We start from the raw sequence: 12,751 nt of genomic DNA on the forward strand, positions 1-12,751 counted from the left end.
AATGCGGCTTAGTATTTTTTCGTTACATATAATCGCAGTAAGTTCGCATCTAAAAATGAAAGTCAGCCTAAATATCTAGCCCTTCAATAATTTTAGTAATTGTTCGAGCTTTTTGTGACTAAGCTCTCCCATTTGCTCGCTATTGCTTAGCGCATAAATAACGCCTTCATACTCGGCGCAATTTATATCATCTCGCGATTCAATTACATTTGCCCACAGCTCCAAATCGTCAATATCAATTTCTTTATTTAAACAACGCGTAAGTACGTCAATTAGTATAGGTTTTGTGAGTGTGTACAGATAGGTTTGATTGTTCGAAGAGTTTGAAACAATCACACTAATGGCGTTATCTCTTTGCTCGCCAAATGTAATAAATTCGGCCAATGCTTTTTGTATATTCATAATATTTGTTATTCTTGCTGCTCTACTGTTAATAAGACCTAAAATGACCCAAATAAACTGCAGCCAATGTAATACAACGCTTAACTGTAATGTAAGTGATATAACCGCATGTTGGTGTAACCAGTTACCCGCTATTTTACCGCTAGATAGCAGTGCAACAAGCTGTTTATGCACTCGCTGTACGCTTAGTAAAATTAATGTTTATTTGGAAAGTATTTATACCCAACCAATTAAAGCTCAAATTGAATTTGCTAAAAAGTTTAGAGGTAATGACAATTTAATAGAAGGGCTAGATTACACCATGCAAAATGGCTATATGGTATTCAGTAAATGGTTTTTTTTAAAACGGGGTACTTGCTGTAAAAATGGTTGTAAAAATTGCCCATACGGCTATAAAAAATAAAAAGAGCCGATTAACTAAAACAACCCTTTTATAAGAGCTTGCATTCATCTACAGCTATTCAATACTGCCTGTTTCTATTGGCAGTGAATCACTTGCTCCCCATTCGCTCCACGAACCATCGTAAACGCTTAGGTTGTTATATCCACATTCATCAGCAAGCAGAGCTAGTACGCAGGCTGTAATACCTGAGCCACAACTAAATTGGAGTTGTTGAGTATCTCCGGCTACTTCATTAAATTTAGCCTTGAGTTCATCAATAGGTTTAGGCTCACCTTTATTTAATAAATCGGTGAACGCTAATGAACGACTATTAGGGATATGACCACTTCGCATTCCCTTTCTAGGCTCGGGGTCTTCTCCCGTAAAGCGCTTATAGGCACGTGCATCTAACATTAACGTACTTGTATCATCTATGCTGTGAAGCACTTGCTGCTGATCAATAAAATAACCCGGCGCTAAATTAGCAACAAAGTTACCTTTCTTTGTTGGAATACGATAAGCGCTTTGGGTGCTGTAACCGCATTTAAGCCATTTTTTTAAGCCACCGCAGAGCACTTTGACATTATAAAAGCCCATAGCCTTTAGCATCCACCACGCTCTAGCAGCACTAAATAAATCATCTTGTTCATAAACAACTATAAACGAATCGTCATTTACACCTGCTTTTTGCATTACTTGAGTAAATTGCTCACTGCAGCATAGGGTGTTAGGTATAGCGCTGGTAGTATCTGCAAGCTCGGTTTTAATATCAAAACGCTGTGCACCTGGCAGTACTTTATCTACTTTATAAGTCCCTAAAACACCGGGGCGCAACATGCCTGCATCAAAAATAATTAATGCAGGATCATCAAGTTGTTCATGTAGCTGCTGGCAGGTTATTAAGTTTTTCATTTTATTTTTTTTGTTCAATTTTATCTAAAACGTTACGCAACTTAGTACTTGATGTATGTGAGGTGTAAGAAAAATAACAAATTTCAACATTGAACTTAGCAAAATCTGCTTCTATTTTTTTCCATTTTTCAGTCCCTTTCCAATCATCACCTACAAACATTTTATCAAACTTTAAATTGTTCCAAGCTTCTTCTTTGTCGTAATTAACCTGAGGGACAACCTCATCTACAAATTTTATAGCTTCAACTATTTCCATACGTTCTTGAAAAGGAATAACTGGCTCTTTATTTTTAGCCGACATACTTAATTCATCTGTAGTTACACCTACAATTAAATAGTCACACTCTAGTTTGGCTCTTTTTAGAATATTTAAATGACCAATATGAAATAGGTCAAAAACACCCGTGGTATATCCAATTTTTTTCATTTATAAAACCTAGTTATTATCTGAGTTTTAAGTCCTTTTATAAATTTAATTACGTCCGAACTTTGATTGTAATAATTAATTATTTTCCATCAGGTATTGTACGATTCTCTGACTGGCCTTACCGTCAACTTTTCCGGCTAGTTTTTCAGATAAAGACAACCTGATATTAGCTAAACTCTCTGGTTCAGCGAGTTGTTGCTCTACTATTTTTTTCAAACCTTTATACTTTTTAGCATGTACGGCCAAATTAGCATATTCACCATAATCGCGATCCATTCGCTTTTTAAATCGATATGAGAATATTCCTCTGTAGCCCCATCTTAACTTTAAAAAGTCACACCAAATAACGGGCTTGTTTAACAAAGCAAATTCAAATAAAGCAGACGAAGCATCACTAATTAATAAATCAGCTTTATCTAAAAAGGGCACTAAAGAATAATCTTCTACTTTTGCCAAATATACATTTGGATATGTAGCCCAATGCTCGAGCAATTTCACGTGCTTTTTATAACGTTCTTTACTAATAGAAAAATAGTGAGGTTTTATTAAGATGTTGTAATTGCCAAAATGTTCCGGCCAATTTTTAGGAAATAACTCTAAACTACTCGGATAAAAGGTTGGAGCATAGAGAAGTGTTTGTTTTTCATCACTAAAGTTATTAAGTTCTAAAGCACCATCAATTTTTTCATTGTTAAAAATAGGGTCTAATTTACAAAAGCCTACGTCAATAAATTTATCATCAGGGTACATAGACTCTAAACGAGCAAGCCTGTATGCCCCCTCAACAAACCTAACTGTCATCGCTTTGTTTGATTTAGTGTAATAACTTGATTTAGGACCAATCCCATGCCCAAGCTGTGCACTTTTAGACACTTTATGTAATCGTTCTAAGTAACTAAAGGAATTCGCAAAAAAGACCCAATCAGCCTTTTCTTGCTCATAAAAATCCATCGCCTGGTGCTGATCATCAACCCATATATGATCTAGATTATAATCATCTATAACACGTTGGATTAAATGCTTATGGCTATTTTTATAAAATACAAATTTACTTTTGATGCCTTTCTCGGAGAGTTTTTTAAAAACAGGAACATATTGAGGTAAGTAATAAAGGCTTTGTGTGTCAAAAATTACATTCATATTTAATCACTATTATTTTTATTTATATTCTACCTCGAAAATGGCATAACAAAAACCAAGTACCTATATTTTTATAATTTCACTGCGTAAAGGGGCCATTCGAGAAAGGATCTCATTTTGTAAATTATGGTTTATATTTTGCTCATTCATAGCATTTATTAGTAAATCCACTACATGATTAAAGTCTTTCTCTGTAATATGCATACCCGTATGAATTGCCACCATAGAGTCGCCATCGTATTCACATGGGCCTTCTACTAACATGCACATATGCGTAATAAACCCTTGCCTAAAATGCGTTATATTACTGTGCTCAAAGTAGTGTATAACTTGCTCGTCATTACCTATTTGATAAATAAAACTATCGACTATTCGAGCCAAACCGGCTTTGCCATCTAACTTTTGATAAAGCGATAGCTGCGTAGAGCTTGAACACCCGCTTAGTAAAATTATACATATAAAAAAAATGGCGACGCTTTTCATTACCAATACCCTGTAACCGATAAATACCAGCCCGTTTGATCGTCCGCACCAGCAATACTACCTAAATCAAGGTATGCCGCTGTCACACTCACATGTTTATTGGGCATCCAGGCTACAAACAGATCTTTCCAGTCTTGCTCGCCTAAATTAAGGTTATTATTTTTTTGGCGATACTCAATACCTACAGCCACTTCACGGCTAAAAAATAGTGCGGTGCTGCCTTCAAATAACACTTTACCGCTACCATTTCCCCCGCCGTAACCAAGTAAACCAAGCTGATTTGCTTCGCTATAGCGTGTGGTTACATTCCAAAACCAGTTGTAGCCGGCAATAGCCCCTAAATGTAATTTACTCGCAGCGAGGTAATAATCTGTACCGCTAGTATCTTGTGCACCTACAAGTGTTGCTACTGAGCCATCATCAAGTGATTTATGTTGTAAACCTAAGCTTAATTGTGGCCAATCGCTGTAAACTATATCACCGTATAAACGAATTTTAGCGCCCGTGATAGATTGCTCTATTTCGGTATCAAGCGCGGGTACATCAAATCGTTGCTGAGCATAGCTAAGCTCTATTCTATTAAATAAATTAAGTTGTGCACCGCACACATCGAGTGTGTAATCAGTTACATCTGCACGGCTACAAAAACCATTTACCGAAAACTCATCTTCGCTTGCGTAACCGGCTAGCTGTGCCCACGGAACTATACCACCGCCGCCACTGCCTTCAATTTGAGAAACACCCGGTGTGGCCAACAGCTTTCCATCACTCGCGAGGCTAGAAAAGCTAGTCGCTAGAAGCAACCCTACCAATAAACACTTAATTCTTTTCATAATATTCCTTTAGCCACTCTTCTAAGAGGTCTGCTTTTAAAGGTCTACTTAGGTAATAACCTTGCGCATGGTCACATTTCATTTCTTTAAGTAGATTTAATGAGTCTAAAGTTTCTACGCCCTCAGCCACCACCGAAAACCCCAATTGATGGCCTAACGTGATGGATGATTGCACTATAAATTGATCTTTTTGAGATTCATCTAATTTTAAAATAAAGCACTTATCTAATTTTAGCTCATCAATAGGTAACATTTTTAATCGCCCAAGTGATGTTTGCCCCACACCATAATCATCAAGCGATATTTTTACGCCAATCTCTTTTAAGTTTTGTAGCGCTTTTATGCCTTTTTCTTCATTTTCGATCATATCGCGCTCGGTAAGCTCAATTGTGATCAAACTAGGTGTTACGTTATGCTTTTTAAGAGTACGGACCAGCGCTGAATGAAAACCCGGAAATGCAATATCTTGTGCTGATACGTTAATAGCCGCTTGCAAATTAATGCCTTTATTTTGCCAATCAGCAACTTGAGAAACCACGGTATTAACCACCCAAGCTGTTAGTTCAACAATAAGCCCCGACTGCTCTGCTAAATCAATAAATAACTCAGGGTTTACCCAACTGCCATCTTTACGCTGCCAGCGAATAAGTGACTCTACTTTATCTATTTTTTGGGTAACCATATGTAGTTTAGGCTGATAGGTCATAAACAGCTGCCCATCGTCATCACTTATAGCCTGCTTTAGTTCATCAAGCATAATTAAACGCTCTAAGTGCGCTTCGTCTTCACCATTTTTGTAATAATGTATATTTTCTTGGTTATTAGCTGCGCTTTCTACTGCAATAAGTACACGGCGCATTAAATCGTCACTTGCCATTCCTTGTGCAGGGTACTGCACAATTCCCGCGCTAAAACGTAAGTTAATTTTTAGCTTTTGAATGGTATAGCAAGCCTGCAACTGAGCCATTAAGCCTACAATGCCGCTTTTTTGATCCCGCGCTGCCCCAGTGGGAAATACGGTTAAAAACTCATCCCCGCCAATACGAGCATGAAAGCCACCTAACTCATCTGAGAACTCGCTTATTCTGCAAGCCACAGCTTTTAAGCAATCATCACCAATACGCGGGCCCAGTTTATCGTTAATATGGCGCAGGCCTTTTATATCAATCGCAACTAACGTGTATTCGGCTTTTGCATCAAGCTCATCATCAAGTACTTCAAGCATAGCCGAGCGATTATAAAAACCGGTAAGAGAATCATGACGAGCCTGAAAGCTAATTTGTTGCTCACGCTCGTTTATATCGTTACCCATGCTATCGAATGCGGCAACTAAGGTGGCTATTTCTGTACTTTGCTTTTTGCCTTTAAACTCAAAACTATAATTACCTTGCGCAAATTGCTTAGCTATTACAGCAAGCTGAGATAACGGCGTGGTTAAATTACTTGCAAATAAACTGCTGGTTATTACCCCTACAAACATCGTTAAAATAGCTAAAATAATGAGTGTAAAAAGCAGTTTTTCGAAGTCTTTATAGCTTTGCGTTAAATCGGCACTTAATAAAATAATAATAGGTTGGCTAGCTAACGAGGCCAGCTCTATATCTAAATTTCGATACACTAAATACTCGCCAAAAAAGCGCGTTGTAGTAACTGTATTAAAATAAGAAACCGGTTCAAATGGGGTTGGACGCTCAGCCAAAGAACTAATAACAATATTCTCAGCACGGCCTATAAAGCTTACGTCCATTCCGGTTAAGCTTTTTAGCTCATTAGCCACACCGTCATCTATTTTAAAGCCCACTAAACTATAAGCCACCGTACGCGGTGCTCTAACTGGTAGTAAAATAACTTGGTAAAGCGCATTGTTAAGTACCACAAAGCTCGACTCTTCTGGCGCACTTAATAACTCTTGCATTAAAGGTTGTAAATTATCCGCAAAAGCATCTTCGTTAGTATTAGCCGAAATTAACTTACCCGACAAATCAAGCAGTAACATTAGCTCGGCATCAATACGCTGGCTATGGTTAAACAGCACACTACTTATTGTGCCCGCATCGCGTGTAGCAACCGCTTGTTTAAAGCCAAAGTCGGAAGTAAGCACCTTTGCAGCCGTTAGCAGTAAGCTTTCTTTAGATTTTAGATATTGCTTATAAACACTTTGTGCAACATTAATATCTTGATTTACTTTCTCTTCTTGAAACTTACTTGTAGACCACCAAAAACTGAGCAAACTGACCAAAGTGGTTAATAACACTAAGCCTACACATAAAATGGTTATACGGTTTCGTAAACTATTAGTCATTACCTACCTTAAATTTACTGCCAAACGTATTTCGAGGAGCGGGGGATGAAGTATTTACAGTGACTACCAACTGCTTTTGAGAGTTAATTGTTATAATTTTTTTATTCTCCAGCGGTGCTGTTTGAAGAGGATGCCATACACTCACTTGCGCAGGTAAAGTGCCTAACGTAAGGCTAACCATCCCTTTTTTATCGCTTTTATATACACTTTCGCTGCTAGCAACATAAATATAGCCCACCATAGAGTCGTGAATATTACAGCCTAAAACAACAACACCTTGCTGATTAAACGTTATTGGCTCTTTTGGTTGGCCAGAATATAACCTTAGCTGAAAAGGCTTAGCTTGTGAAAAAGAATACACATGATGGCGAATATTATCGCTGTTAGGAAAGTTAACTTGCTGGCCTTGTTGTACTACTAATAACTCAGGTAAAAACTGCTTATGAACCTGATCCATTACTGCAAGGGGTAATGTTTTTGATGCTGAATGAGTGCTTGCATTAATTAGCTCAACAACCGCGCCCGATAGTTTTTGGCCGTGCTGATCTTCTATTACTAAGTTTATGTCCGCACTTGAGGCAAACTGACTGTAAAACAAACCTATAGCTAAAAAATAACTATATTTTGCATATTTTTGCAATGCCCGCTTAAACATAACAACACCTAAACATTAATGTTAGGTTAAGTTAATTAGAGACGAGCACTAATTGCAAGAATTATAGCCCAGTAACTAAAAATAAAAACTGGGCTAACTCGTTATTACATACTTTAGTATTGTTATTTTACAATAAGGCCGTAATCGGCATCTAAAATATCAATCACTTCTTGGCGAGGATCTTCAGGTATTACAATATCTTTACCTACAATTTTACTTGCTATGCCTACATAAGTATTCGACACTTCAAGCATAACAGCCTCTGGTAAAATGTAATCTTTAGCGAGTTGCTCGCGCTCGTCCATACGATCTTTGTTTAATAACACGTCACTTTCTGGCACGTTAGAAATTAATAACTGACGAAATCCCTCTTTAGAGTTTTCAACTATTTTGCCATCGCGGTAAGCCGCTTCATCCCATATGCGCGAAGAGTCAGGCGTACCTACTTCGTCAATATAAATAAGTTGTTGTGCGCCGTTTAAGTCCTCTACATAGCCAAACTCAAATTTTGTATCTACAAAAATTTGATCAAGCTTTGCCAACTCATCACTAATTAACTTAAAGCCCTCTACCAATAGCTTTTCGTATTTAGTTACGTCATCAGCCGATTTAAAATTAAATACATCTAAGTTATTAGTGATGTTAGCACGGGTAATATTCACATCATCAACAGGTGGAATATCGGCAACACCTTCAATTATGCCTTTGGTTGAAGGAGTAATAAGTACATCATCAAGCTTTTGGTTAGCCTTTAAACCCTCTGGTAAATCTATACCGCAAAAATTACGTGTGCCTTTTGCATAGTCGCGCCACATACTGCCGGTAATATATTGGCGTGCAATGGCCTCTACTTTAACAGTACTTGCTTTGCGTACAATCCATACATACGGATGCGGAATATCAACAATGTGATTACCCGCAAGGCCTGCTTTATCGAATAATTTAAACCAATGAGATGCAACTGAATTAAGCGCGATACCTTTACCCGGCACGCCGTTTAAACCATTTTCGCCTTGCCAAATACAATCAAAAGCAGAAATACGGTCTGAAATAACCATAATTGCTAACTCAGTACCTTGAGGCACTTTGTAGCCTTTATCTTTAATGAGTCGTGCGCTGTCTTCGTCTGTTAGCCAATAAACCGAACGAACTTTACCGCTATGTACTTCACCTTTAGTGCGAATGGGTAAATCATCGTTTACGTCTAAAACTTTATAGCTAGTCATGCTATCTCCGGGGTTAGGGATGCTCAATGAGCAAAGTATGGTATGGGGTTATAAGCGCTATATAATAAATCAGCCTACCCTAAAGCTCAATCAGCACTGAAAACTAAATAACCTGAACTCTGGTTAAGAGACTCACTAACACATTGAATTATGGTGATATTTAAATTTATTTTCTCTAGCCAGAGATTTTCAATGAAAACAAGGCGAATTTACGCGTCAATAGCTGGCCTATTGCAAGTAAATTCAACGCAGCTTGCGCTGAAAATAGCTGCTAGAGATAGGTTTATTATCCAGAGCTGAGGTTAAATAACCACGCAATATTTATATGGCTGTAATAATGCGGTAAACTCAGCGTGCTAACCAAAGGGGTGCCGCTTGAATTACTTATCTGCTACTAAAAATAAAAAGTACTTGATGTATATTTCTCAAAATTACTCATACGCTATTTTAAGACCTTTGCAGGCGCAAATTTTAGCGCACGGAGGTGAAGTGCGTTGGTTTTTAGCAGGTAGTGAGGTAAACCCTAGTTTTTTAAGCTCAGATGAGCAGCGATTACATACAATTAGTGATGTAAGAAGCTGGAAGCCAGATATAACGTATATTCCGGGTAATATTGTACCAAGCTTTATTCCTGGTAAAAAAGTAGCTGTTTTTCATGGCTTTAATTCAGAAAAGCGTAGCTCTGAAGGAAACAGAGGTCACTTTACCATTAGAGGCTGCTACGATTTATATTGTACGCAAGGTCCTAACACCACTGAGCGCTTTACAGAACTTGCTCTGCAGCATGGTTTTTTTAAAGTAACCGAAACAGGTTGGCCCACCTTAGACCCTTTATTTAGCGACTCACAAAGTAACCCATATAGTAGTAACGACCCACGGCCTACATTACTTATTTGCTCTACTTTTTCACGAAAGCTTTCACTGGCCCCTAAATTATACGAACAAATAAAACGTTTTAGTGAGCAAGGTAAATGGCGAATTTTAATGCAGTTCCATCCAAAAATGCCAAGCGAATGGGTTGATAAATACAAAGCGTTAAGTAATGAAAATTTAACCTTTATAGAAACAGACAACGTATTACCCTTACTCAAAGCTGCTGATGTAATGCTGTGTGATACATCATCAATACTATTGATGTTTTTACTCCTTAGAAAACCAGTAGTCACTTTTTGCAATCAAAAACCTATGCCTCACTTACTTGATGTAACGCAAGCCGATGAAGTAGAAGCCGCTATAGAGCATGCATTAACAAAACCTAAAAACTTAATGCAACATATTGAAAGCTACTGCCAAGAGCTTCACCCATACACCGACGGCCAATCAAGCCAAAGGGTGCTAAATGCAGCAAATGAGTTTTTACATAAAAACGAAAAACTAAAACCTAAACCTCTTAACCTTTTTAGAAATTTAAAAATGCGAAAAGAGTTCAACTTTTGGGGTTGGTAAATCCAAGTAAAATGATTAGTCTTAATAACGTTACCTTTAAATGGCATAAAAACGACCCTGTACCCACGCTCAATATACCTACCCTAATAATAAATAAAGGTGAGCATGTTTTTTTGCATGGCCCTAGCGGCTCGGGTAAATCAACATTATTAGCACTACTGGCAGGTATTAATACCGCCACCAGCGGCGATGTTTTAATATTAAGTCAAAATTTAAATACACAAAGCAACACCAAGCGAGATGCCTTTAGAGCAGATCATATTGGTTATATTTTTCAAAACTTTAATTTGCTCCCTTATCTATCACCAATCGAAAATGTAACGCTTGGCTGTGAGTTTTCAAAAAGCCGACAGCAAAAGGCCTTAAAACAGCAATCTGAGCCTAAACCTTCATTACAAAAAGAAGCCGTACGTTTACTAAACGCATTAGGGCTTAGTAAGCAGTACCATAACAAAGATGTAGCCACATTAAGTATTGGCCAACAGCAGCGTGTTGCAGCAGCCCGCGCATTTATAGGCAGCCCAGAGCTCATTATTGCCGATGAGCCCACCTCAGCACTTGATGCTAATAACCGCCAAAACTTTATAAAGCTATTGTTTGAACAAGCAAAGCTCTCCAGCAGTACTTTAGTGTTTGTAAGCCACGATGAAAGCTTAAAACCGCTATTTGATCGTGCTATTGATCTAATGAGCTTGCAGGAGCCACTATGATCCTTACTAAACTTGCCTACAAAAGCTTATTAAATCGTCGTGCAAGCGTATTACTCACGCTTTTTACCATCGCTATAAGTGTAATGCTGCTTTTAAGTATTGAGCGCATACGAGTTGATGCAAAAAGTAGTTTTAGTAATACTATTTCAGGTACCGATTTAATTGTGGGAGCGCGAACCGGTGATATACAGTTATTGCTTTCGTCAGTATTTAGAATTGGCCATACAAATAATGGCGTAAGCTGGCAAAGTTATGAGTACATTACTCATCAACGAGGCGTTAAATGGAGTATTCCTATAAGCCTTGGCGATAGCCATAAAGGCCAAGCAGTACTTGGCACAACTCTTGACTACTTTGAACATTATCAATTTGCTAAAAAACAGCACTTAACCTTTAACCAAGGACATGCTTTTTCTGCTATTAACGAAGTAGTATTAGGAAGTGATGTAGCAAACCGCTTAAATTATAAATTAGGTGACCAAATAGTCATATCTCATGGTATGGGCAATACCAGTTTTCATCACCATAAAGACAATCCTTTTAAAGTTACCGGCATTTTAAATGCCACTGGCACGCCAGTTGATAAAACCTTACACATACCACTGGCCGCAATTGACTTAATACATGGAGGCTCTACTCATAACGAACACGATGAACACGATGAACACGATGAACACGATGAACACGATGAACACGATGAACACGAAAAGCATAGTGACTTAACAGGGCAGCCTAAACAAATTACCGCTTTTTTAATGGGCTTCGACTCGCCTTTATACACGCTACAAATTAGGCGCAATATAAATCAATATAAAAAAGAAGCACTGCTAGGCATTATGCCAACTGTAACGCTTAAAGAGCTGTGGCAAATGTTAGCAATAATCGAAAAAGTATTACTGTTGTTTTCGGGTGTTGTCGTGCTGGTTAGTTTATTAGGTATGCTTACTACGCTGCTGGCTAATTTAAACCAACGACGACGCGAACTTGCCATATTGCGCTCCGTAGGTGCTCGCCCATGGCAGTTATTTACGTTAATAAGTATTGAGTCACTTTTTACTACCTTGCTTGGGTGCATTGTAGGCAGCGCACTTTATTACTTAGTTATGCTTTTAGCTAGTAGCTACTTACAAAGCCACGCAGGCATAAGCGTAAACATAGACATGCTCTCTTACTATGAACTCACCTTAATAGGCGTTATTATGGCAGCTGGTTTTATTATTGGTTTAATACCCGCCACCCGCGCTTACTTTTACTCACTCAGCGATGGCATGAGTATAAAAATATAATTTTTAGGTATCCCATGACGTTTTTTAAAACAGTAGTTAATTACAGCTTATGCATTAGCTTATTATTTATAAGCTTTATTAGTAATGCCAACCCGCCAAAAGAGATTTTTTGGGAAGACTTGATTCCTAAAGGCCATATACAAATAGATACACAAGCTCAGGCCAATCATGAAGGCAGTGAGCAAAATTGGGTGCAACCCGATTTAGATGCACCAGTAGTAAAAGCGCTCGATGGACAATCAGTTAGTTTACCTGGCTTTGTAGTACCGCTAGAAGGCGATAGCGAAGTGATCACCGAGTTTTTATTAGTGCCATACTTTGGCGCGTGTATTCACGTACCACCACCACCGCCAAACCAAATAGTACATGTAACAATTAAAGGCGGCGTACCTATCGACAGTTTATACGACGCTATAGTAGTAACAGGTATTATAAGTACGCAAAGCTGGTCAGGCGAAATAGCCCAAGTAGGATATAAAATGAAAGCGGTAGGCGTAGCGCCGTTTGAATTATAAGTTCAGTGGTTAGTGGTCAGCGGTCAGCGGTC

14 protein-coding genes are annotated in these 12,751 nt (G+C 38.2%); 5 read left to right on the forward strand and 9 right to left on the reverse strand.

Annotation, left to right across the window (positions count from 1 at the left end):
• Positions 1-75: 75 nt before the first annotated feature.
• Entirely contained in the window at positions 76-402 is a 327-nt protein-coding gene (locus CWC11_RS05670; protein ID WP_138681895.1) for a hypothetical protein, read from the reverse strand.
• A gap of 43 nt (positions 403-445) precedes the next feature.
• Between CWC11_RS05670 and CWC11_RS05675 the strand changes: the two genes are divergently transcribed.
• Positions 446-805: a C1orf53 family protein gene (locus tag CWC11_RS05675; protein ID WP_138681896.1), complete on the forward strand. Its 360-nt coding sequence runs from the start codon at positions 446-448 to the stop codon at positions 803-805.
• A gap of 54 nt (positions 806-859) precedes the next feature.
• On the opposite strand, the gene CWC11_RS05680 is transcribed toward CWC11_RS05675, so the two are convergent.
• The 8 genes from CWC11_RS05680 to CWC11_RS05715 form a co-directional block, all read right to left on the reverse strand.
• On the reverse strand, positions 860-1,696 hold the full coding sequence (locus tag CWC11_RS05680) for a sulfurtransferase (RefSeq protein WP_138681897.1): 837 nt from the start codon (positions 1,694-1,696) through the stop codon (positions 860-862).
• Between the two features lies 1 nt (position 1,697).
• On the reverse strand, positions 1,698-2,123 hold the full coding sequence (locus tag CWC11_RS05685; protein ID WP_104641958.1) for an FAD synthase family protein: 426 nt from the start codon (positions 2,121-2,123) through the stop codon (positions 1,698-1,700).
• A 75-nt stretch (positions 2,124-2,198) separates the two neighbouring features.
• Positions 2,199-3,263 carry a CDP-glycerol glycerophosphotransferase family protein gene (locus CWC11_RS05690; protein ID WP_138681898.1) on the reverse strand — a complete coding sequence of 355 codons (1,065 nt, stop codon included), beginning with the start codon at positions 3,261-3,263 and terminating at the stop codon, positions 2,199-2,201.
• A gap of 63 nt (positions 3,264-3,326) precedes the next feature.
• A complete protein-coding gene (locus tag CWC11_RS05695; protein WP_138681899.1) occupies positions 3,327-3,746 on the reverse strand; it encodes a group I truncated hemoglobin in 420 nt (139 codons plus the stop codon).
• A complete protein-coding gene (locus CWC11_RS05700; protein ID WP_138681900.1) occupies positions 3,746-4,579 on the reverse strand; it encodes a DUF3034 family protein in 834 nt (277 codons plus the stop codon). Before CWC11_RS05700 ends, CWC11_RS05695 begins: the two co-directional genes overlap by 1 nt.
• Positions 4,566-6,881: a bifunctional diguanylate cyclase/phosphodiesterase gene (locus CWC11_RS05705; RefSeq protein WP_138681901.1), complete on the reverse strand. Its 2,316-nt coding sequence runs from the start codon at positions 6,879-6,881 to the stop codon at positions 4,566-4,568. The genes CWC11_RS05700 and CWC11_RS05705 overlap by 14 nt, the downstream gene beginning before the upstream one ends.
• On the reverse strand, positions 6,874-7,536 hold the full coding sequence (locus CWC11_RS05710; protein WP_138681902.1) for a methylamine utilization protein: 663 nt from the start codon (positions 7,534-7,536) through the stop codon (positions 6,874-6,876). Before CWC11_RS05710 ends, CWC11_RS05705 begins: the two co-directional genes overlap by 8 nt.
• 122 nt (positions 7,537-7,658) lie before the next feature.
• On the reverse strand, positions 7,659-8,762 hold the full coding sequence (locus CWC11_RS05715) for a phosphoribosylaminoimidazolesuccinocarboxamide synthase (RefSeq protein ID WP_138681903.1): 1,104 nt from the start codon (positions 8,760-8,762) through the stop codon (positions 7,659-7,661).
• Positions 8,763-9,137: 375 nt separating this feature from the next.
• Here CWC11_RS05715 and CWC11_RS05720 point away from each other — a divergent pair, with 375 nt between their 5' ends.
• From CWC11_RS05720 to CWC11_RS05735, 4 genes are read left to right on the forward strand one after another with little or no spacing between them, the layout of a single operon-like run.
• Positions 9,138-10,208 (forward strand): CDP-glycerol glycerophosphotransferase family protein, encoded by a 1,071-nt coding sequence (locus CWC11_RS05720; RefSeq protein ID WP_138681904.1) that lies wholly within the window; start codon positions 9,138-9,140, stop codon positions 10,206-10,208.
• Positions 10,209-10,219: 11 nt separating this feature from the next.
• On the forward strand, positions 10,220-10,918 hold the full coding sequence (locus CWC11_RS05725) for an ABC transporter ATP-binding protein (protein WP_138681905.1): 699 nt from the start codon (positions 10,220-10,222) through the stop codon (positions 10,916-10,918).
• Positions 10,915-12,204, forward strand: coding sequence for an ABC transporter permease (locus tag CWC11_RS05730; RefSeq protein ID WP_138681906.1), 1,290 nt, complete (start codon positions 10,915-10,917; stop codon positions 12,202-12,204). The genes CWC11_RS05725 and CWC11_RS05730 overlap by 4 nt, the downstream gene beginning before the upstream one ends.
• Before the next feature lie 14 nt (positions 12,205-12,218).
• On the forward strand, positions 12,219-12,719 hold the full coding sequence (locus CWC11_RS05735; RefSeq protein ID WP_138681907.1) for a DUF3299 domain-containing protein: 501 nt from the start codon (positions 12,219-12,221) through the stop codon (positions 12,717-12,719).
• Positions 12,720-12,751: the final 32 nt, after the last annotated feature.

This window comes from Pseudoalteromonas sp. S3178 (genome assembly GCF_005886985.1).
Lineage (GTDB): Bacteria > Pseudomonadota > Gammaproteobacteria > Enterobacterales > Alteromonadaceae > Pseudoalteromonas > Pseudoalteromonas carrageenovora.